Genomic DNA, 20,809 nt, shown 5'->3' on the forward strand with positions numbered 1-20,809 from the left:
TGTAAGGCCAAAGATGCGACTGTCGCACCTTGGTCGGCGTTAAGTTGTCGTTGGGCCAGCGTTAGGTTGTAACGACATAAAGCGCTGGCGGCCCAGGAGGGACTCGAACCCCCGACCTTCGCTTTAGGAAAGCGCTGCTCTATCCTGCTGAGCTACTGGGCCTTCGCGTGCGAGGCGCAGGGTCAATAGCGCAAGATGGCGGGCGTGCGAAGCCCGTCCGAATGGCTTGGGCGGAGCTCCCGGGGGACGAACGCGGTGCGACATCTGAAATCGATCTATGTCCAGGTCCTGATCGCCATCGCCTTGGGCATACTGGTCGGCGCGCTGTGGCCGAAGATCGGGGTGGCGGTCAAACCGCTGGGCGACGGCTTCATCAAGCTGATCAAGCTGGTCATCGCGCCGGTGATCTTCTGCACCGTGGCCGGCGGCATCGCCCGGATGGGGGACATCAAGGCGTTCGGCCGGGTGGGCGTCAAAGCCCTGCTCTATTTCGAGATCGTCTCGACCCTGGCCCTGGTGTTGGGCCTGCTGGTCGGGCGCACCCTGAAGCCGGGCGCCGGCTTCAACATCGATCCCAAGACGCTCGATCCGTCGATCGCCGCCGGCTATCTTGAGAAGGCCAAGCACGGCGAGGGCCTGGTCGCCTATCTGCTGCACCTGATCCCCGACACCTTCTTCGGGGCCTTCTCCGAGGGCAATCTGCTGCAGGTGCTGCTGATCGCCATCCTGACGGGCTTCGCCTGCACGCGGCTGGGCGACTTCGGCGACAAGGTGGCCAATGTGCTGGAGGACGCGGCCAAGCTGTTCTTCGGCATTATCCAGGTGGTGGTGCGCCTGGCGCCGCTGGGCGCGTTCGGGGCCATGGGCTTCACGATCGGCAAGTACGGGATCGGCGCCCTGATCCAGCTGGGGGCGCTGGTGGCGACCTTCTACGTCACCTCGCTGCTGTTCGTGCTGGTGGTGCTGGGCCTGATCGCCTGGGCCTGCGGCTTCTCGATCCTGCGGTTCCTGGCCTATATCCGCGAGGAACTGCTGATCGTGCTGGGCACCAGCTCGTCGGAGTCGGTGCTGCCGCAGATGATGATGAAGCTGGAGAACGCCGGCGCGCGCCGTTCGGTGGTCGGCCTGGTGATCCCGACGGGCTACAGCTTCAATCTGGACGGCACCAACATCTACATGACCCTGGCCACCCTGTTCCTGGCCCAGGCGACCAACACCCACATCGGCCTGGGCCAGGAGCTGGCCCTGCTGGGCGTGGCCATGCTGACCTCGAAGGGCGCCAGCGGCGTCACGGGCGCGGGCTTCATCACCCTGGCCGCGACCCTGGCGGTCGTGCCCGACATCCCGATCGCGGCGCTGGCCGTGCTGGTCGGCGTCGACCGCTTCATGAGCGAGTGCCGGGCTCTGACCAATCTGGTCGGCAACGGCGTGGCGACCCTGGTCGTCGCGCGGTGGGAGGGCGCCCTGGATCGGGAGCGTCTCAGGCAGGTTCTGCACGGCGAGACCGCGACTCCGGGAGCCGCCGCGCCCTGATCGCCGCCCCGCCGAGAAAATGCGCCCATAGGGCGATCTCTTTCTCTGTACTATCTGCGCGCAGCCCCTATCCTGACCAAAAATCAGCGTTCGCTGGATCCTGGAGGAGGCCCGTCTTGAGTCAGCCCTATATTGGCGAAATCCGCATGTTCGGAGGCAACTTTCCTCCGGTCGGCTGGGCCTTCTGCGATGGACAACTGATGTCGATCGCCGAGAACGACACGCTCTACAACCTGATCGGCACGACGTACGGCGGCGACGGCCAGAACACGTTCGGCATTCCCGACCTGCGCGGACGGGTCGTGACCCACTGGGGCGCGTCGCAGGGCAACACTTACGTCATCGGCCAGCAGGGCGGCGTGGAAACCGTCACCCTGACGACCAGCCAGATTCCGCAGCACACGCACCCGGTCGCGGCCACCACGGCCACGGGCGATACGGGCGCGCCCACGGCCAGCACGATGCTCGCGGCGGGCGGCCCCGGCGGAAGCACCCTTTATCCCTATGGGACTTACGGCGGGACCCAGGTCGTCACCTCCGGCGCCAGCACGCTTTCCAGCGGCGGCTCGCAACCGCACGAGAACATGCAACCGTACCTAGCGGTGAACTTCATCATCTCGCTGTACGGCATCTATCCGTCGCAGAACTGACCGCGCCAGCTCGAGGAAATCTTCATGTCCGATCAGTTCGTCGCGGAAATCCGCATCTTCGCCTTCAACTTCGCGCCGGCAAACTGGGCGCTCTGCAACGGCCAGCTGTTGCCGATCCAGCAGAACACCGCGCTCTTCTCATTGCTGGGCACGACCTATGGTGGCAACGGCACCAGCAACTTCGCGCTGCCCAACCTGATGGGCCTGGCGGCGCTCCATACCGGCCGCAACCAGCCGGGCCCGGGGCTCAGCGTCTACGACCTTGGCCAGACCGGCGGGTCGGAAAACGTGACCCTGCTGCAGAGCGAAATGCCGCTGCACACGCACGGCCTGTCGGTCTCCAGCGCCAACGGCACGACGCTGACGCCGACCAACAACCAGCTGGCGCGCGCCTTTTCGGGCAACTTCCAGTCTAACAGCCAGGGCCTGATGTACAGCACCGGCGCGCCCGACGTGCAGATGCCCCCGCAGTCGATCGGGGTCGCCGGCGGAAGCCTGCCCCACAACAACATGATGCCTTCGCTGGTGCTGAACTACTGCATCGCGCTGCGTGGCGTCTTCCCGGCGCGCAACTAGCCGCCCTCAAACTTTCGGAGCGCATCGCCATGAGCCAACCTTACATGGGCGAACTTCGCATCATGAGTTTCAACTTCGCGCCCAAGAACTGGGCGCTGTGCAACGGTCAGCTACTGTCCATCCAGCAGAACCAGGCGCTATTTTCGCTTCTGGGAACGACCTACGGGGGCAACGGCGTCAACAACTTCGCCCTTCCCGACCTGCGCACCCGCACCCCCCTGCACACAAGCCAGGACCTGGTTCTGGGCGCGGTGCTCGGCGAGTATTCGCACACGCTGATCAGCAACGAGATGCCACAGCATCTCCACGTCCTCAACGCCAACACCAGCGTCGCCGGGACGAGCAACGTCTCTCTGCCGACGAACAATACGATCCTCGGCAACGCCGCGGGCAAGGCCAGCTCCGGCTCGACCCCGCCCTTCCTGCCCTATAGCGCCAACACCGCGAGCCTGACGCCCATGGACCCGCGCGCGCTGGGCTCCCAAGGCGGCTCGCAACCGCACGAGAACCGCCAGCCCTTCCTGGCGCTGACCGTCTGTATCGCGCTCAACGGCATCTTCCCGTCGCGCAACTGATCTCGACAACGAGGGGATGCGCGCTCTTTCTCCCAAGGAGGAGCGCGGACGATCTCGTCTGAAGACGGCTCAGTTGAACACGGCCTGATAGTCCTGCCAGCCGGGCTCCGGGGTGTGGATCGGCGCGATATAGAGTTCGTGCGCCGCGCCGTCCGGCCCCTTCAGCATCCACATGTTCTCCGGCGCCCAGGGCGACTTGGGGCCCCGGAAAACCAGGGTGAAGGGCGCGCGCTCGCCGGCTGGCGCGTCCTGGACGTCAACCTCGACCAGGGTCAGCGACAGCTCGGTGTCGCCCAACTGGAAAGGCGCGCCGACGTGCGGTGAGAAATGGTCAGCGGTGAGAACGACGAAAGCATCTGACATCGAATGGGCGCTCGTTACGGGCTCTGCTTTTTTGAGACTCAACTATGACGTCTAACCACCTGGAAGGCAAAGTAGCGCCGCCCGTCCGTCGCGCCGAAGCCGCGTCCGATCAGACGCTGCTGCTGAACCTGTTCATCGCCGCCCGCGCCCCGCACTTCGCGCCGTTGAACCTGCCCGCCCCGATGCTGGACACGCTGATGCGCCAGCAGTTCCTGGCCCAGAGCGCCAGCTACGCCGCCCAGTATCCCGCCGCGCGCCGCGAGATCATCGAGGTGGATGGCGTATCCGTCGGACGTCTGCTCAGTGACCGGACGAGCGACCGTGTGCGTCTCGTCGATATCGCCCTGGCGCCGGCCTGGCGGAGCAAGGGCCTGGGCTCGATCCTGATCGGCGCGCTGATGGACGAGGCCCGCGCGGCCGGGGCGCCGCTCGCGCTGCAGGTGGCGTGCGACAATGCGCGGGCCGCGGCGCTCTATGTCCGCCTGGGCTTCAAGACGATCGCGGACGATGGCGTCTATCGCGAGATGCGCTGGACAGCCGCGTCCTGACGAAGAGCCACGGGGGCATGCTGCTCGACGCCCGCGTGGCGACGCATTTCGGGCGCGGAGGCCTCCAGGGTCGCCTCCACGACGCCGTCGTGAAACGATCGCTGTTCGCCGCGGCCGTTTGACGCGCGACATGCGGGGTGAAATCGGTCGTTCCGGGCCGCTCTCGCCCCGCTTCCCCTCGCGCCCGAAAAGCGCAAATACTCGCCAAAGCCTTGCCGCGTAAGCCTTCTGCAAAGGCCCCCGCCCCGTTCGCCCCCACTCCGAAGGCCTTTGAACGTGGGCTCGACTCACACGCATGTGCGATCGCGAGCATCGCCGGCTAGCGGCTCGGCTTGTCCGGCGCCGTCCGCATGTTAGGGTTTCAACCACAATCAACGTGCAACGCTGGAGACATGCTGGACTTAGCGCTCCGAGACGAGGTTGCGGCGCCCGATACGGGCCTGATGACGCTCATCGAAACGATCGAAGCCCTGTCGGCGACGCGCACGCTCGCCGAGGTGGCGGACGTCGTTCGCAAGGCGGCCCGACGCATCTCTGGCGCCGACGGCGTGGCCTTCGTCCTGCGTGACAACGAGCAGTGCTGGTACTTCGACGAGGATGCGATCGGCCCGCTGTGGAAGGGTAAGCGCTTTCCCCTGACCGCCTGCATCTCCGGCTGGGCGATGCTTAACCGCCAAACGGTGGTGATCCCCGACATCTATCTGGACGACCGCGTCCCGCACGACGCCTACCGCCCGACCTTCGTCAAAAGCCTGGTGATGACGCCGGTGCGGATGGAGGAGCCCGTGGCCGCGATCGGCGCCTACTGGGCCGAATCGCATACGCCCTCGCCGGAGACCGTGCAGAAGCTGCAGGTCATCGCCCGCGCCACCGCCTCGGCCCTGGAAAGCGGCCGGCTGCACGACAGCCTGGTCGACGCCCGCCACCATGGCACGTTCCTGCTGCAGGAACTGGATCACCGGGTGAAGAACACCCTGGCCATCGTTCAGTCGATCTCCCGTCAGACCCTCCGCGCCACCCCCTCGCCCGAAGCCTTCGCCGAGGTGTTCGAGGACCGCCTCCTGGCGCTGTCCCAGGCCCACGAGCTGCTGACCCGCCGCGCCTGGGGCCGCGCCCAGATGCACGAGATCCTGGACAAGGCCCTGGCCCCGTTCAGGGTCGATCGGGCCGAGCGCTTCGACATCGTCGGCCCGGCCATTACTTTCAGCGCCGAGACCTCGGTCTCGGTCCACATGACCCTGCACGAGTTGGCCGTGAACGCGGCGAAGTATGGCGCTCTGTCGACATCCGAAGGTCGGGTGGTGATCCGCTGGTTGGTCGACGAGGCCGCCGCGCCGCCGATGCTCACCCTGACCTGGCGCGAGGTCGGCGGTCCGCCGGTGGCCGGCCTACCCGAACGCCGCGGCTTCGGCTCGCAGATGATCCAACGCGGCCTGGCCCGCGATCTGGGCGGCGCGGCCACCGTCGACTTCGCCACGTCGGGCTTCGTCTACACTTTACGCGCGCCCTTGTCGGAGCGGGTGAGCCTGGCCGCATGAAACCCTCCAAGGTGATGATCGTCGAGGACGAGGCCCTGGTGGCCATGATGGTCGAGGACATGCTCGGCGACCTGGGCTACGAGATCGCCGGCTCGTTCGGCGCGGTGCACGACGCCCTGGCCTTTCTGGGCAGTGGCCAGCCGCAACCCGACGGCGCGGTGCTGGACGTCAACATCGGCGGCGAGATGGTCTTTCCCGTCGCCGAGGCGTTGCGCGAGCAAGGCGTGCCGTTCGTGTTCGCCACCGGCTATGGCGACCTGCCGCGCAAGGGCTTCGAGGGCGTCGAGGTGCTGGCCAAGCCGATCAATGTCGGCGCCCTGCGCCAGGCCGTCCGTAAGTTCCGGGCGAACTAGGCGGTCGCTCGGCGGCCGCTCTCGTGGCGGTCGAGAGGCCGCCCCGTCCTACCGCGTGAACCGCAGCACCAGGATCTGATTGATCTGCCTGGCGTCGTAGTTGTCGTCCGAGGCCAGGACGAGGGTCCGAGCCCCGTCCGCCTGGCGTGGCCCCCACGCCATGGCCTCCAGATTGTCGATCCGGATCCCGAGCCGGTCGAAGTTCAGCAGCAGCCGCTTCTCCACCGGCCGGACCGGCGTCGCCAACAGGCTGTCCACCTTCGAGACGTCCCGCGCCCCGCCCACATCGGCGAGGTAGAGGCGGACGTGGTAACTGTAGTGACCGTCGGCATGCTTGATCCCCGAGCGCTCCAGCACCAGCAGGCGGTGATCGTCGAGGGTCAGGATCTCGCTGATTCCGTTGTCGCCGACGCCGACCGGGGAGGCGACCTGCACCGGATCGATGCGATAGGCGTACTGGGCGACGAGCTTGCCCGACCGGTCCAGGCGGCTCAGCCGGGTCAACCCTCCCTCGGCCACCGACGGGATCGGGCCGTCCTGGACCAGCGGCCCCTCCATCGACATCCACAAGGATCGTCCGTCAGCGGACCAGCTGATCCCCTCGGTGGTGGCGTTCTTGCGCGCGCCGGTCTTGCCGCCGTCGTGGAAGGTCAGGGCGTCCGGCGCCGCCCACCGCTCGACCGGCGTCCCGTCGACCTTCATCCGCCGGATGGCCGGCGGATAGCCGTGATCGAAGTCGCCCTCGGTCGACCAGACCAAGTCGGCGCCCAGCGGATCGAAGCGGATCGCCTCGCCGTCCGCCGCCTCCGTCCCGGCCTTGCGGTCGGGGAAGGTCTCGCCGTCCTCGCGGCGCAACGGAACCATCGCCGTCAGCTCCGGGCCACAGGCCTTGCCCGGCCGCACGTCCAGCTTGCCGAGGAAAAAGTGCGACGGCCCGTGCTCGGACTTGTCGTCGCTGATGAAAGCCCAGAGCTTGGCGCGCGGGTCGTAGTCGATGCCCGAGATCCCGCCATAGCCGCCGCCCTGGAATTCGATCCCCTTCGGGGTCTCGCAGGCCTTGAGCAGCGACACGCGCTCGGCCGCCACGGCGGGCGTGGCGGCCAGCAAGGCGGCGAGGATCAGCGCCTTCACAGCAGGAACTCCGGCTCGCCAGGCGGCGGGCCGTCATCCCAGCCGGCCATGGCCTTGCGGGTCTCGGCCCGCTCGACCGCGATGCTCAACTTGCGGCGGAACTCGTCGGGGTCGATTGTGAACGGCTGGTTCTCCTGCGGCGCGATCGTGTAGAGGCGCGCCTCGCCGTCGGCGGGCAGGATGTAGCCGACATCGTGGCGGCGGAAGTTGGCGATCCGCGACTGCACCTCGACCAGCCAGTTCATCGACACCACCTGGCAGCCTTCGGGCGACAGGAGCGCATTATGCAGGCCCGAGCCGAACTCCCCCGCCACCAGCCGCGCCCGTGAGAAGATCCGCGCCTGCTCGGCCCAACTCTTGGTCTCGGGGCGAAGCAGGATAAGGCCGAGATCCTGGGCGATGGCCTCGATCTCGTCCTCGTTGGCCAACTCGCGGAACGACTGGCTGGTGCGTACCCCGCCCCGGCTGACGAAGATCATGTCGTCGCCGGTCCCGCGCGGCCAGGCCAGCGCCTCGCGCTCCAGGCTCCAGCGCAGAAAGTCGTGGAAGCTGTAATTGTGGTGCAGCATGTGCGGCAGCAGGGCCGCGCCGATCTCGACCGCCTCGTCGCGATGGTCGTAGGTGACGATCTCCTGCGCCGGCAGCATCATCCGGATGATCTTGAAGACATAGCCCGGCGCGGTGCGTGGAAGCACCAGAGGCGCGGTGATCCCGGCGGCGTTCAGGGCCCGGATCACGAACAGCTTCGGATACATCTCGGTCAGCCAGTGACCCCAGACGAAGTTGAAGTGTGTGATCACGAAGGCCCGGTCCAGCCTGATCCGCACCGGCGCGTCGAAGTCCCAGGCCGGCCGCGTGATGTCGTGATCGTACCAGTGCTTGATGTAGTAGGGGTACGCGCCCTCCGCGTAGATCAGCTGGCCGTCCAGCTTCAGGTGGGCGCCGGTGCCGCCGGCCACGACGCGCTTGGCGACCAACAGATCGACGTCGGGCGAGACCAGGTCGCCCAGCGCGTGCAGGCCATTCAGCATGTCGCCGGCGCAGGGCCACAGCATCGGACGCGGCGGGATCGGCGCGCCGCCCCGCATCAGCAGCGTGCGCGCCACCCGGTCGGGGCCGTGCAGGGCCTGGGCCAGGGGAACCTGCTCGCCGCCGGAAAGATCGATCGAAGAGGCCACCCTGGAGTCCTAGATCAGCCCGTCGAGGAAGGCCAGGAAGGCGGTCACGTCCAGCCGCCAGCCATAGGCCGAGGCCGGGCGCAGGCGTGGCTCCAGCGGGATTTCGGGCGGGATGATCCCTGTCCCGGACACGAAGCCATGCCACACGGCGCCGACCTGAACGGCCAGGTCGCGAGCCCAGGGCTCGGCCGGCGGGGTGGGCTGGATCTCGATGACCTTGGAACCGGGCGCGCAGAACAGGACATTGGCCAGGATCGTGCCCGACGCAGCGACGATGACCTCCGCGCCGCGGAACAGGGCGACCAGCTCGCGGACTGAAGCCGTCTCGGGCCGGACGATCGTAAAGCCGCGCGCGGCCAGGCCCTCTTCCAGCCAGGCCTCGGTCTCGTGCGGCGCCTTCAGGGAGCCCTGGCGGCTGACATAGATCCGGCGCGCGTCGGCGGCCGGCGCGACCTGGGCCAGAATCCGGGTGCGGACGGCGTCCAGCCCAGGGCGCGGCGCGGTCGGTGTCAGGAACACGGCCTCGCTCAGCTTGACCAGCGGCGCGTCGACCACGGTCGGTGAAGGGGCGTCGGCGAGGGCCAGGAGATCGGTGTGCCAGGGCGACAGCGGCGGGGCGATGGCCGGAAAGCGCGCCAAGGCGCCCGCGCGCTCGGCCGCCAGCAGGGTCGGCAACGCGCTCAGCAGGAACTGGGCGTAGTTATGGGCCGCGCCCCACCCCATGAAAACGGTAGCGGCGGACAGACTCTGGGCGTCGTCCGGCGGGACCAGCCGCGTCTCGCCGTCCTCGCGCCGGGCGCTTGGGATGCGATCCAGAGTCGGGGTCAATCGACGCGCCTCGCGAGCCGTGCCGGCGAAGACGCGTCCGGCCTCGTCGAGCACCACGCCGAAGGCCGGCGCGCACCAGGCGGTCTCGACCCGCGCCAGGTCGAAGCCATCGCCCGCCGCGCCGATCGCTCCGGGTCGTCCGTTCAGGGGATCAGCGACACGCGACAGGGCCTCGCCCTCCTCGACCGTGGTCAGCAGCAGGCCTGACGGCGGCGGCGGTTCAGGAACCAGAGCCTTCAGCTTGCGGCCGACCCGGCGGACCAGACGCTTGATCGGGCTCACAGTTCGAAGCTCGCGCGATAGCCGGCGCGGGCGACGATAGCGGCGGTCAGCCGCTCGATCGCGTGCGCCGTGGTGCCGTCGACACGCCCCAGCTCGGGCTCGAAACCGATCTCGGCGTCGGTCAGGTCGGACAGCGGCGCGAAGGCCTCCGTCCGTCCCCAGAACATCGAGCCGGCCGCGAACGGCGTCTCGGGCCGGGGCTTCAGGCCCATGCGGGCGGCCAAGCGTTCGACGGTCGCGCGGTTATTGTCCATCACGTCCGGATCGCCGATCCGCATCCGCGCCTCTGACGACGCCAGCAGGCCTAGTCTTGGGTCCTGAGCGAAGGCGCGCAAGGCCAGGGCCGCCGCCTCGCCGCCCAGCAGGCCATCGACCAGTTCCGCGCGCCACTGGTCGCCCTTGGCCCGATGCGGCGAGCGCTTGGAGTGCAGCTTGCAGAACACCGAATAGCCCAGGACCTTGGCGCGGCGCAGCGTCTCGACGAACGGCCGGATGTCGCGGCCCCGGTTCTCGGCGATGGCCAGGTGCGCGGCCGGGAACGCCTTGCGAACGCGGGCCAGGTCGGCCTCGTCCCAGGTCTCCGGCACGGTGATCATCAGGTCCAGCACATCGGCCGTGGCGGCCAGACGCTGGGCGAACCAGTCGATCAGTTCCGGATAGAACAGGTGCAGCAGGGTCACCGCCTCGGCCCGCTTGGCGAACCCGGCCTGCGCCTGGGCGACCAGCGGATGGGCGTCGGTCAGGCGCGGCGCGTAGGCGGCCAGCGCGGTGCGGGTGGCGTGCAGATAGCCGTGGCCGAACCAGCGGTCGGGCTCGAGATAGGCGCCTTCCCCCCACTCGTTCCAGGCGTTGACGAAGACCATCGCCTGGCCCGCCGGATGCTTGGCCCGCGCGTGCTTCAGCGCGCCCGACAGCCAGGTCAGGTAGCTTTCCGGATCGGCGTTGTGGAAGGCGTGGCCGGCCCAGGGCTTGCGCGCCTGGTTGTCCCAGCCCGGCATGACGCCCGGCACGAAGGCGTCCGGAACGGCGGCCAGCTCGTCCAGCTTGGATTGCACGACGACCGGATAGTCATAGACCTTGCCGGTGAAGTTCGCGTGCAGGGGCGTCACCTGCCGGGTGATCTCGCCTTCGACGATGGCGTGCGGCGGGAAGTCGATGATCCCGTCGAAGCCGTGCGAGGCATAGTCCTGGAAGCCGAACGCCGTCGTGCAGAGCAGGTGCAGTTCGCCCAGCCCCATGGCCCGCGCCTGGTCGCGCCAACGGTCGGTGGTGGCCTTGCTGTCGGGCAGGATTTCCGGGCGATACAGCACCAGCACCGGCTTGCCGCCGACCTTCAGGTAGCGCGGGTCGCGGATGTAGCGCGCCATGTCCTCGAACACGGCGCGGTCGTCCTCGGGCGAGTGGTCCTGGCCCATCAGGACGTCGCTCTCGTCGCCGTCCCAACGCCGGGTCCAGTTCTCGTTGGCCCAGCAGAGGGCGAACGGCAGATCCAGGGTCGGATCGGCCAGATAGAGCTCGATCGGCCGTTCCAGCAGGCGTTTGCCGGCGAACCAGTAGTAGTGGAAGCAGAAGGCCGAGACGCCGGCGCCCTTGGCCAGGTCGATCTGCTGGGCCAACACCTCGCGCTGGCGCAGGTCGTAGAAGCCCAGATCCGCCGGCAGGCGCGGCTGGTAGTGGCCCAAGAACTGCGGCTGGGCCTTGGAGACGTTGGTCCACTCGGTGAAGCCCTTGCCCCACCAGAGGTCATTCTCCGTGAACGGATGAAATTGCGGCAGGTAGAAAGCGATGAGCTTCGGCGCGTCGGCCGGCAAGGTGATCGGGGCGGTGATCGGGGCCGCGAAGTGCGGGCTGCGCAGGTTCTTCGAAACCGCGATCGCGTGGGCATAGGTCGCCTGCACGGGTCCGGCGTCGCCAGCGAAACGGGGGCCCCGCGAGCCTTGCAGCAGCGCTCGGCCACGCCGCCAAGCCGCGCCGGCCGGTCCGCGCAGCGGACCCAGCAGCGGCTTGATCGCCTGGATCGCCGCTCCGCGCAGGCCGCGGGGATCCTTGCCCAGGTCGCCGATGCGCGTGACCTTGAAGTCGGACACGGTGAACCGGCATTCGCCCTCGGACGGGTCGAGCCGCACGCCGATCAGCTGGAAGCTGCGCGCCGGCAGCGAGGCGAACCAGCCGTCCGGGCCGGCCTTCAGCCGCGTGTAGGAGTCCTCGGAAAAGCCGTCGCCCCAGTCGGCATAGAGGGCCGGGCCGACCAACTGGCCGTCAGTGGCCTCCAGCTTCAGGTCGATCCGCACGGCCTTGGCCGCGCGCAGGCCCGAGCGCTGCGCGCGGGTCGGGGTCCAGACCATCTGCGGATCGCCGCCGGCCGCCGCCAGGATCGTCCGCCCCTGGGCGTCCAGGCCCTGGACCGTGACGTCGCGGCCGGGCTTGAGACCTGCCGGCAGGGCGCTCATGCCTTGCCCGTGAGCCGCGCGATCATCCGCGCGATGAAGCCTCGCGGCGCGTTCGGGTCGCGCTTGCGGATGACCACCGCCGCCTGCCAGAACTGGGCCGGATCGTCGATATAGCGCACCACCTCGCCGCCGTGCGGGGCGGCTTGCCTGGCCACGAACTTGGTCGTCACCACCGCCTCGCCATAGACGTCCGGCCCGCGATAGTCGCCGCCGCCCGAGGCCAGATAGGCGATGCCCTCGTTGGCGAGGTCGGCGCGCAGCTTGGGCAGCTGGTCCTTGTAGACCGACAGGGCCGCCATCCAGGCGTTGTCGGCGTCGGGCTCGATGGCCTGGACCATGTCCAGGAAACGCGGCGGCTCGACCGTGAACACCAACTGGCCACCGGGGGCCAGCACGCGCAGCAGCTCGCCCAGCCAGGCGCGGAACAGGTGCGGCGGCAGGTGGGTGAACACCGAATAGGCCGTGATCAGCCGGAACTGGCCGTCGGCGAACGGCAGCGGCTGGCTGTTGGCGATGGTCTCGAAGCGGCCCGGCAGATCGGCCCCGGCGCAGAAGGCGACCATGTCCGGATCGATATCGACCCCGACCATGTCCTTGGCGTCGAAGTCGCGCAGGAAGAACCGGCCGATCCGGCCCCAGCCGCAGCCGAAGTCCAGATAGCCTTGCCCCGTCGAGCCCCTGTAGGCGCGGTCGGCCATGGCCTCCTGGGCGAAGGCGTAGAACTTGCCGGCCTCGTCCAGCGCGTCCTCATAGGCCGAGCCGACGAACTGGCGCTGGATCTCGGCCGACGGGAAGTCAGGATAGGTCAGACCGCCTTGGACGCGCTCGACGACCGAGCGCTTCAGGCGCGCCAGCCAGACCTCGGGCGCGAGGCCGCGAAGATCCTCGTGAGCCAGAAGACGGGGGGCCAGAAGACGGGCGTCGAGGCGACGGGCGGTCATGCGACGCTGGCCTCGCGGTGGACAAGCCAGTCCTCGGTCGAGCCGAGGAAGACGATCTTGCCGGCTTGCAGTTCGCAGACCCGATTGCAGACCCGGCGGACCAGGTCGTGGTCGTGGGTGGCCAGGACGACGATCTTGGCGTCCTCGACCATGCGCTGCATGCGGTCGGCGGCCTTCTGCACGAAGGCGGCGTCGCCGGCGCTGAGCCACTCGTCCAGCACCAGGATGTCGGCCTCGAACTCCGTGGCCACGGCGAACATCAGGCGCGCCTGCATGCCGGCCGAATAGGTGCGCACCGGCAGATGCAGAAAGTCGCCCAGCCCCGAGAACTCGGCGATGGCGTCGATGCGGCTGTCGATCACCTTGCGCGACAACCGGCGCATCAGACCCAGCTTGTGGATGTTGCGAAGGCCGGTCGCCTCCATGTCGAGACCGGCGTTGATGGCGATCATCGAGGTGATGTCCCCGTCGATCGACAGCTCGCCGCGCGTCGGGTGATAGATGCCGGCGATGACCTTGAGCAGGGTCGTCTTGCCCGAGCCGTTGTGGCCCACCAGGGCGATGCGGTCGCCCTCGTTGATCTCGAGATTGATGTCGTGCAGCGCCTTGACCGCGGCGACGTCGCCGGCGGCCTTGTACATCTTGCCGCCGACCGCGAGGTTGAACACGGCGCTGCGCAGCGACTGCGAGCGCAGGCTGTAGACGAAATAGTCGAGGTCGACGTTCGTCAGCTTGATCTGGTGCGTCATCGCCGTCTCCTACAGCCAGAAGACCACGCGCTTGCGGAACAAGGCCAGCAGCGCGAAGGCGACCACGAAGAGGACGCCGGTGGTTCCCAGCGTCCAATACCAGTCGATGGCGGCGGGCGCGTGGCCGGTCAGCGGCGCGCGCAGCAGCTCGACCTGGTGGGCCAGCGGGTTCAGCTCGACCACCCAGCGGTGCTTGGCGCTGACATTGGCGGTCATCCAGAACACCGGCGTCACGTAGAACAGCAGCTGGACCACGTAGCTCATCATGTAGGCCACGTCGCGGAAGCGGGTCGACGGCACGGCGATGATGAAGCCCTGCAGGCAGACGATGACCAGCATCAGGGCGACCGCCGGGATCAGCGTCCAGTGCGGCATGGCGAACCGACCGATGACCAGCATCACCACCCAGAACGCGATCGCCTGGAACAGGAAATTCGTCGCCGCCTTCTGGGCGTGCAGGAAGACATAGAAGGTCAGTGGCAGACGTTGGCTCTGCATCAGGCCGGCGTTGTAGAGGAAGATCGCCTGGGCCTCGGCGATGGTCGTCCCGACCAGCGACCAGGCCAGCAGGCCGGCCACCACCTGCGGATAACTCTTCGACATGTCCACGCCCATCAGGGCGCTGACCAGGAAGGCCAGGGCGAAGGCGACGACCAGCAGGTTGCAGGCCATCCAGAATGGACCCAGGATCGACCGCTGGAAGCGCGAGGCCGTCTGGTCCAGGCCGAGCCGCCACCACAGGGGTGCGAGACGAACGCCGTCTCCCACATCCTTAAGCGCCGCCATCAAGGGACTCGGCATCCGTAACCTTCCACAAGGCCTGTCCGGTTCGGATTACCATCCCAACCGGATAAACAGGCCGTCTTCCAAAGAATCGAGCGCGGCACGCCGCGCACGGGGGGGGGGCGCCCGAGAGGGACGACCAGCAAGGGGCCTGCTTACAGAGCCCCGAGCCGGCCGACAATTGCTTTGGAAGGTCGATGGACCACGTGTTGCGTAAAAACTTTAGTCAAGAGCCTTGAATTCGGAGCGCCGCGCCGCCGTCCGCCAGGTCTAAAACCAGCCGGCCTCTTGCTGGGCTCGCCGCCGTTCCTGCCCTGGTATCGCGCGATCTCGTTCCTGGCCTGGGTTCCCAACCTGCTGGTCGCCGAGCTTTGACTATGGAGGAAGGGCTCGCGGCGCGTATCGGGTCCTCATTGAATGCCATGGATTTGCGACACGATCGCCCTATGCTGGCCTGAGCAATTTGGGCGTGGCGGAGGTCGAATCCGGCGCCCCGTCCCGCGCAGGCCAACACGCGAAGGCCCGTTAGACCATGTTCAGCAAGTCTCTGAAAAACGCGCTCCTGATCGGAACCGCCCTGGCGTGCGGATTTACGACCGCCGGCGCGTCGACGACCGCCGACACGTCGGCCAGCCCGCCCTCCGCCAACGCGGGCGTGGATCCTGGCAAGACCATCGTCAGCAAGACCTGCCAGTCGTGCCACGACCTGGGCATGGTCACCGAAGCCCGTCACACCGCGAAGGAGTGGACGAGCGTCATCGACCGCATGCGCGCCAACGGCGCCGAGCTGAGCGAGGACGACGCCAAGCAGGCGCAGGCCTATCTGGCCAAGGTCTACGGCAAGCCCGGCTGAAGCGAGGCGCGGCGAAAGCAGCGAGCGGCGCGTAACCTTTCCGCTCGCCGCGACGTATCTGATCGCGGGGCGGCGAAACGGAGATCTGCGATGACGACGCGACGACACCTTCTGGCGACCGGAGCCCTCGCCACTTTCGGCCTGGCCGGTTTCGGCGCCCAAGCCGAGACGTTCGAGGTCACCCGCAGCGACGCCGAGTGGAAGCGCATGCTGCCGCCGGACGCCTACGAGGTGCTGCGCCACGCCCGCACGGAGCGCGCCGGGACCAGCCCGCTCGACAAGAACTACAGGAAGGGCACGTACAGCTGCCGCGGCTGTGACCTGCCGCTGTTCTCGTCGACCACCAAGTTCGACAGCGGCACCGGCTGGCCCAGCTTCTGGCAGTCCCTGCCCAACGCCACGGCCAAGAGCGCGGGCGGCAGCATCATGTGGGGCACGGAGATCCACTGCCGGCGCTGCGGCGGTCACCTGGGCCACGTGTTCAACGACGGTCCCAAGCCCACTGGCCTGCGCTACTGCATGAACGGCGTCGCCCTGACCTTCCGCGCCGCCTAGAGGTCCGCGTTCCCATGATCCTGTTCCTGCTGGCCTATCTGGGCGGCGTGCTGACCATCGTCAGCCCGTGCATCCTGCCGATCCTGCCGTTCGTGTTCGCGCGCGCCGACAAGCCGTTCGTCCGTAGCGGCCTGCCAATGCTGGCCGGCATGGCCGTGACCTTCGCCCTGATCGCCACCCTGGCGGCGGTGGGCGGCGGCTGGGCGGTGCGCGTCAATCAGTACGGCCGCTGGGCGGCCCTGGCCCTGATGGCCTTCTTCGGCCTGACCCTGCTGGTCCCGAGCCTGGCCGACCGCCTGACCCGGCCGCTGGTCGCCCTGGGCGGACGGCTGTCCCAGCGCGCCGACGCGCAAGAGGCCGCCGGCGGCTCGACCGTCCTGGCCTCGGCCCTGCTCGGCGTCGCCACCGGCCTGCTGTGGGCGCCGTGCGCGGGTCCGGTGCTGGGCCTGATCCTGACCGGCGCGGCGCTGCAGGGCGCCAACGCCCAGACGACCCTGCTGCTGGTCGCCTTCGCGGCCGGCGCGGCCACCTCGCTGGGCCTGGCCCTGCTGGTCGGCGGCAAGGTCTTCACGGCCATGAAGCGCTCGCTCGGCGCCAGCGAGTGGATCCGGCGCGGCGTCGGGGCGGTGATCCTGGTCGCCGTCGCGGCCATCGCGCTGGGTGTCGACACCGGCTTCCTGACCCGCGTCTCGCAGACCAGCACAGCCGCGCTGGAGCAGGGCCTGGTCAACAAGCTGCACCCTCAGCGGGAGTCGGTCCTGCTGCCCGCCAGCGGTGACGCGATGAGCGGCAGTCCCGCCATGATGGCCGCCAATCCGGCCATGATGTCCGGCGCTCCCGGCGGCGCGATGATGATGCGCGCCAAGCCCGGCCAGGGCGAGGTCCTGCCGGTCGAAGGCGCCGCGCCCGCCCTGGACGGCGCGGTGACTTGGCTGAACTCTCCGCCCCTGACCAAGGCCCAGCTGAAGGGCAAGGTCGTGATCGTCGACTTCTGGACCTATTCCTGCATCAACTGCCTGCGCTCGATCCCCTACGTCCGCGCCTGGGCCGAGAAGTACAAGGACCAGGGCCTGGTGGTGATCGGCGTCCACGCGCCGGAGTTCGCCTTCGAGAAGGACGTCAAGAACGTCCGCAAGGCCGTCGCCGACCTGAAGATCGGCTACCCCGTGGCGGTCGACAACAATTACGCGATCTGGCGCGCCTTCGGGAACCAGTACTGGCCGGCGCACTACTTCATCGACGCCCAGGGCCGGGTGCGCCACCACCACTTCGGCGAAGGCGGCTACGACCAGTCCGAGCGGGTGATCCAGCAGCTGCTGGCCGAGGCCGGCCGCGCCAAGGGTAGTAAGGTCGAGGTCGAAGGCGGCCTGGTGGCGGTCAAGGCCACCGGCGCCCAGGCGGCCTCGGACGGCAAGGACGTCGGCTCGCCCGAGACCTATGTCGGCTATGACCGCGCCGAAAACTTCGCCTCGGCCGGCGGGGCGGTGCGCGACGCGCGCCACGTCTACGCCCTGGCCGGGCCGCTGAAGCTCAACGCCTGGGGCCTGGCCGGCGACTGGACCATCGGCGCCGAGCAAGCCGGCCTGAACGCGCCGGGCGGCAAGATCGCCTATCGCTTCCACGCCCGCGACCTGCACCTGGTGCTGGGTCCGGCGGCCAATGGCGCGAAGGTCCGCTACCGGGTCACGATCGACGGCAAGCCGCCCGGCGCGAACCACGGCATGGACACCGACGCGGCCGGCAATGGCGTGATCACCGGCCAGCGGCTCTATCAGTTGGTCCGGCAGAAGGGTGCGATCGGCGACCGCACCTTCGAGATTCAGTTCCTCGACGCCGGCGCCCAGGCCTATGCTTTCACGTTCGGCTGAGCCGGCCCAGGGCCGGGGCCTTGTTCGAAGTTGACGCCGGGGTGCGCGGCCTGCCGCCCGGCCAGTTTGGAGGCTGAGCGCATGAGCGCCTGGACCGACGTCCTGACGACTCTTCCCCTGGTGGCGATCCTGCGCGGCCTGACGCCCGACGAGTCGATCGAGGTCGGTGAGGCCCTGGTCGCCGCCGGCTTTCTCTGCCTGGAGGTGCCGCTGAACTCGCCCTCGCCGCTGGACAGCATCCGTCGCCTGCGTGACGCGCTCGGCGACCGCGCCATCGTCGGCGCTGGAACCGTGCTGACCGCCCAGGCCGTGCGCGACGTCGCGGGGGCCGGCGGCCAGATCATCATCTCGCCCAACACTGACGTCGCCGTGATCGCCGAGGCCAAGGCCGCGGGCCTGATCTCGTTCCCGGCCTTCTACACGCCCAGCGAGGCCTTCACGGCCATCGCCGCCGGGGCCGACGCCCTGAAGCTGTTCCCGGCCGAGGCCGCGGGTCCGGCCATGCTGAAGGCGATGAAGGCGGTGCTGCCGAGGACGACTCCGGTCTTCCCGGTGGGCGGAGTCGAGCCCGGCAACGTGGCGACCTGGCGCGCGGCCGGCGCCAACGGCTTTGGCCTGGGCTCGGCGCTCTACAAGCCGGGGAAGACAGCGGCCGAAGTGCGCATCGCCGCGGACGCCTTCGTCGCCGCCTGGAAGGCCAGCGCCTGATGGCTGACCTCATCGCTTTTGGTGACTGGGGCACCAGCCGCCTGCGTCTGGGCCTCTACGACGGCGACACCCAGCTGGAGTCGGTAGAGGGCCCCGGCATCGGCGCGCTCAGCGCCTCGCCCGCCGAGACCCTGCTGGGCGCGGTCGCCACTTGGCGCGCGCGGCGCGGTCTGTCGCGCGTCGTGCTGGCCGGCATGGCCGGCTCGCGCACCGGCGTGGTCGAGGCTCCTTATGTCGAATGTCCCGCCGGCGTCGATGACTGGGTCCGCCAGACCGCCACCGTGACGCTGGACGGCCTCTTGGTCGAGGTCGCGCCGGGAGTGGCCGGGATCGCCCCCAGCGGCGCGCCGGACGTGATGCGCGGCGAGGAGACCCAGGTGTTTGGGGCCATGGCCCTGCATCCCGAGCTCGCCGAGGGCGAGCAGGTGTTCGTGCTGCCTGGAACCCACGGCAAGTGGTGCCAGGCGCGGGACGGCCGCATCGTGCGCTTCCAGACCTTCCTGACCGGCGAGCTCTTCGCCCTGCTCTCGACCCGCTCCAGCCTGCTGCTGGGCGCGGACGCCGCCGAGAACGCCGAGCACGAGGCGGCCGGCTTCGCCCATGGCCTGGAGCGCGCCCGCGCGGGCCATCTGCTGAGCGCCCTGTTCGAAGCCCGAAGCGCCCAGCTGCGCGAGGGCCGCAGCGGCGCCTGGGCGCGGGGTTTCCTGTCGGGCCTGACGATCGGAACCGAGGTCACCGAAGGCGCCGCGGCCTTCGAGGCAAAGCGCGTGATTCTGGTCGGAGCCAGCGGCCTCAGCGACCGCTATGGCGTCGCCCTGGGCGCACAACGGGTGGAGAGCACAGCCCTCGGCGGCGAAGTCTGCGTACTGGCGGGGCTCAGGCGCTTGGCGTCGACCCAGGCCGGCTGTCATTGAACGGCCTGGTCGGCCAGGGGCTCTGCACCGGCCGTAGCCGTTCGTAGGCGCGCGACAGGCGCAGGACCCCCAGGTCGTCGAAGCGCCGCCCCACGATCTGCAGCCCGATCGGCAGGCCCTGAGCGGTGTAGCCGCAGTTGATCGAGGCCGCGGGCTGCTCGGTCATGTTGAAGGCGACGGTGAAGCCGATGTGCTCGAACGGCCGGGCCGGGTCGTTGGTCGGCGACGGCAGATGCGCGTCGAAGGCCGGCATGGGCGCGGTCGGCGAGAGCAGGAAGTCGAACGGCTGGAAGGCCTTGGCGCCCGCCTCGCGCATGCGCTGGATCTGGTTGAAGCCGCGATAGACCGACAGTCCGTCGGCCCCGCGCGCCGCCCGGGCCCAGTCCAGGATGTAGGGCAGGCAGCGCTCGGCCCGCTCCGGCGGCAGGGCGTCCAGGTCGCTCAGCGACCGCGTGCGCCAGAAGAGATCCAGCCCGTCCAGCATCTCGCGCGTCAGGTAAGGCGCGAACGGCTCGACGATCGCGCCGGCGGCTTCGAAGGTCCGGGCGGCGGCGGTCACCGCCTCGGCGACCTCGGGCTCGACCGGCAGGCCGACGCCGGCGTCCAGCATCAGGCCGATCCGCAGGCCCTTCAGATCGATGTCGAGGTCGGTCCAGGCGATGTCCGCAGGCTGCAGGCTCATGTGATCGCGTCCGTCGGGCGCGGAGAGCACGGTCATGGCCAGGGCCGCGTCCTCGACCGTGCGGGTCATCGGGCCGGCGCAACGGCCGATATAGGGCGGGTCGATCGGGATCCGGCCGTTGCTGGGCTTGAAGCCGAAGATCCCGCACCAGCCGGCCGGCAGGCGGATGGAGCCGCCGATGTCGGTGCCGATGTGCAGCGGTCCATAGGCCGCCGCGGCGGCCGTCCCGGCGCCCGCGCTGGAGCCGCCGGGCGTCTTGGCCAGGTCCCAGGGATTGCGCGACAGGGCGTGGAAGCTCGACAGGCCCGACGACAGCATGCCGAAGTCGGGATTGGTGGTCTTGGCCAGGATCACCGCGCCGGCTTCGCGCAGGCGGGCGGCGGGCGGGGCGTCGACCGGCTCGGGGACCAGGTCGGACGCGGCCGAGCCAATCGGCTTGGGTACGCCTTGGGTGGCGATCAGTTCCTTGATCGTCAAGGGCGCGCCATCCAATGCGCTCAGCGCTTCGCCGCGCCGCCAGCGTTCCTCGGACGCGCGGGCGGCCGCCAGCGCGCCTTTCGCGTCCAGCGCCCAGGTCGCCGCGAGGTCCGGTTCCCAGGCCTCGATCCGCGCCAGCACCGCCGTCGTCACCTCGACCGGCGAGAGGCTCCCGTCGCCATAGAGCCGGGAGAGTTCGACGGCGGTCAGATCAGGAAGCTCGCTCATGCGGGAAGACTAGGCCCGGCGGGGGCGGCTTCGCTAGAGTGCGGGC

At 69.0% G+C, this 20,809-nt stretch carries 21 protein-coding genes and 1 tRNA gene; 12 read left to right on the forward strand and 10 right to left on the reverse strand.

Annotated features, from left to right (window positions below; genetic code table 11):
* Window positions 1-85: 85 nt before the first annotated feature.
* Window positions 86-162, reverse strand: a tRNA-Arg gene (locus AC1RNC_RS19585).
* Between the two features lie 102 nt (window positions 163-264).
* Between AC1RNC_RS19585 and AC1RNC_RS19590 the strand changes: the two genes are divergently transcribed.
* The 4 genes from AC1RNC_RS19590 to AC1RNC_RS19605 all read left to right on the forward strand — a co-directional run bounded on the left by AC1RNC_RS19590 (window position 265) and on the right by AC1RNC_RS19605 (window position 3,334).
* Window positions 265-1,533, forward strand: coding sequence for a dicarboxylate/amino acid:cation symporter (locus tag AC1RNC_RS19590; RefSeq protein ID WP_492888262.1), 1,269 nt, complete (start codon window positions 265-267; stop codon window positions 1,531-1,533).
* A gap of 146 nt (window positions 1,534-1,679) precedes the next feature.
* Complete coding sequence (locus AC1RNC_RS19595) at window positions 1,680-2,183, forward strand: phage tail protein (protein ID WP_492887964.1); 504 nt, start codon at window positions 1,680-1,682, stop codon at window positions 2,181-2,183.
* A gap of 24 nt (window positions 2,184-2,207) precedes the next feature.
* Window positions 2,208-2,759, forward strand: a complete 552-nt coding sequence (locus AC1RNC_RS19600; protein ID WP_492887965.1) for a phage tail protein — start codon at window positions 2,208-2,210, stop codon at window positions 2,757-2,759.
* Window positions 2,760-2,788: 29 nt separating this feature from the next.
* The gene (locus AC1RNC_RS19605) at window positions 2,789-3,334 is read left to right on the forward strand and encodes a phage tail protein (RefSeq protein ID WP_492887966.1); all 546 of its coding nucleotides are present in this window, start codon (window positions 2,789-2,791) and stop codon (window positions 3,332-3,334) included.
* Window positions 3,335-3,403: 69 nt separating this feature from the next.
* On the opposite strand, the gene AC1RNC_RS19610 is transcribed toward AC1RNC_RS19605, so the two are convergent.
* Window positions 3,404-3,697: a DUF6916 family protein gene (locus AC1RNC_RS19610; protein ID WP_492887967.1), complete on the reverse strand. Its 294-nt coding sequence runs from the start codon at window positions 3,695-3,697 to the stop codon at window positions 3,404-3,406.
* 44 nt (window positions 3,698-3,741) lie between these two features.
* Here AC1RNC_RS19610 and AC1RNC_RS19615 point away from each other — a divergent pair, with 44 nt between their 5' ends.
* The 3 genes from AC1RNC_RS19615 (at window position 3,742) to AC1RNC_RS19625 (ending at window position 6,136) form a co-directional block, all read left to right on the forward strand.
* Window positions 3,742-4,245: a GNAT family N-acetyltransferase gene (locus AC1RNC_RS19615; protein WP_492887968.1), complete on the forward strand. Its 504-nt coding sequence runs from the start codon at window positions 3,742-3,744 to the stop codon at window positions 4,243-4,245.
* A gap of 443 nt (window positions 4,246-4,688) precedes the next feature.
* Entirely contained in the window at window positions 4,689-5,783 is a 1,095-nt protein-coding gene (locus AC1RNC_RS19620; RefSeq protein ID WP_492887969.1) for a sensor histidine kinase, read from the forward strand.
* Window positions 5,780-6,136, forward strand: coding sequence for a response regulator (locus AC1RNC_RS19625; RefSeq protein WP_492837265.1), 357 nt, complete (start codon window positions 5,780-5,782; stop codon window positions 6,134-6,136). Before AC1RNC_RS19620 ends, AC1RNC_RS19625 begins: the two co-directional genes overlap by 4 nt.
* 48 nt (window positions 6,137-6,184) lie before the next feature.
* On the opposite strand, the gene AC1RNC_RS19630 is transcribed toward AC1RNC_RS19625, so the two are convergent.
* The 7 genes from AC1RNC_RS19630 to AC1RNC_RS19660 are packed head-to-tail and all read right to left on the reverse strand — an operon-like array spanning window position 6,185 to window position 14,496.
* Window positions 6,185-7,267, reverse strand: a complete 1,083-nt coding sequence (locus tag AC1RNC_RS19630; RefSeq protein ID WP_492887970.1) for an esterase-like activity of phytase family protein — start codon at window positions 7,265-7,267, stop codon at window positions 6,185-6,187.
* Window positions 7,264-8,445 carry a glycosyltransferase family 61 protein gene (locus AC1RNC_RS19635; protein WP_492887971.1) on the reverse strand — a complete coding sequence of 394 codons (1,182 nt, stop codon included), beginning with the start codon at window positions 8,443-8,445 and terminating at the stop codon, window positions 7,264-7,266. Before AC1RNC_RS19635 ends, AC1RNC_RS19630 begins: the two co-directional genes overlap by 4 nt.
* A 9-nt stretch (window positions 8,446-8,454) precedes the next feature.
* A complete protein-coding gene (locus tag AC1RNC_RS19640) occupies window positions 8,455-9,555 on the reverse strand; it encodes a glycosyltransferase family 61 protein (RefSeq protein ID WP_492887972.1) in 1,101 nt (366 codons plus the stop codon).
* Window positions 9,552-12,005: a glycoside hydrolase family 99-like domain-containing protein gene (locus AC1RNC_RS19645; protein ID WP_492887973.1), complete on the reverse strand. Its 2,454-nt coding sequence runs from the start codon at window positions 12,003-12,005 to the stop codon at window positions 9,552-9,554. Before AC1RNC_RS19645 ends, AC1RNC_RS19640 begins: the two co-directional genes overlap by 4 nt.
* The gene (locus AC1RNC_RS19650; protein WP_492887974.1) at window positions 12,002-12,946 is read right to left on the reverse strand and encodes a class I SAM-dependent methyltransferase; all 945 of its coding nucleotides are present in this window, start codon (window positions 12,944-12,946) and stop codon (window positions 12,002-12,004) included. Before AC1RNC_RS19650 ends, AC1RNC_RS19645 begins: the two co-directional genes overlap by 4 nt.
* Window positions 12,943-13,695: an ABC transporter ATP-binding protein gene (locus tag AC1RNC_RS19655; protein WP_492887975.1), complete on the reverse strand. Its 753-nt coding sequence runs from the start codon at window positions 13,693-13,695 to the stop codon at window positions 12,943-12,945. Before AC1RNC_RS19655 ends, AC1RNC_RS19650 begins: the two co-directional genes overlap by 4 nt.
* Before the next feature lie 9 nt (window positions 13,696-13,704).
* On the reverse strand, window positions 13,705-14,496 hold the full coding sequence (locus tag AC1RNC_RS19660; RefSeq protein WP_492887976.1) for an ABC transporter permease: 792 nt from the start codon (window positions 14,494-14,496) through the stop codon (window positions 13,705-13,707).
* Between the two features lie 514 nt (window positions 14,497-15,010).
* Here AC1RNC_RS19660 and AC1RNC_RS19665 point away from each other — a divergent pair.
* From AC1RNC_RS19665 to AC1RNC_RS19685, 5 genes are all read left to right on the forward strand, one after another.
* Entirely contained in the window at window positions 15,011-15,331 is a 321-nt protein-coding gene (locus AC1RNC_RS19665) for a c-type cytochrome (protein ID WP_492887977.1), read from the forward strand.
* Window positions 15,332-15,421: 90 nt separating this feature from the next.
* Window positions 15,422-15,886, forward strand: coding sequence for a peptide-methionine (R)-S-oxide reductase MsrB (gene msrB / locus AC1RNC_RS19670; protein ID WP_492887978.1), 465 nt, complete (start codon window positions 15,422-15,424; stop codon window positions 15,884-15,886).
* A gap of 14 nt (window positions 15,887-15,900) precedes the next feature.
* Window positions 15,901-17,754 (forward strand): cytochrome c biogenesis protein DipZ, encoded by a 1,854-nt coding sequence (locus AC1RNC_RS19675; protein WP_492887979.1) that lies wholly within the window; start codon window positions 15,901-15,903, stop codon window positions 17,752-17,754.
* A gap of 81 nt (window positions 17,755-17,835) precedes the next feature.
* The gene (locus AC1RNC_RS19680; RefSeq protein WP_492887980.1) at window positions 17,836-18,462 is read left to right on the forward strand and encodes a 2-dehydro-3-deoxy-6-phosphogalactonate aldolase; all 627 of its coding nucleotides are present in this window, start codon (window positions 17,836-17,838) and stop codon (window positions 18,460-18,462) included.
* Window positions 18,462-19,376: a 2-dehydro-3-deoxygalactonokinase gene (locus AC1RNC_RS19685; RefSeq protein WP_492887981.1), complete on the forward strand. Its 915-nt coding sequence runs from the start codon at window positions 18,462-18,464 to the stop codon at window positions 19,374-19,376. The genes AC1RNC_RS19680 and AC1RNC_RS19685 overlap by 1 nt, the downstream gene beginning before the upstream one ends.
* On the opposite strand, the gene AC1RNC_RS19690 is transcribed toward AC1RNC_RS19685, so the two are convergent.
* Complete coding sequence (locus AC1RNC_RS19690) at window positions 19,339-20,763, reverse strand: amidase (protein ID WP_492887982.1); 1,425 nt, start codon at window positions 20,761-20,763, stop codon at window positions 19,339-19,341. The genes AC1RNC_RS19685 and AC1RNC_RS19690 overlap by 38 nt on opposite strands.
* Window positions 20,764-20,809 lie beyond the last annotated feature (46 nt).

The organism is Caulobacter sp. GW822-FHT01G02, assembly GCF_058802865.1.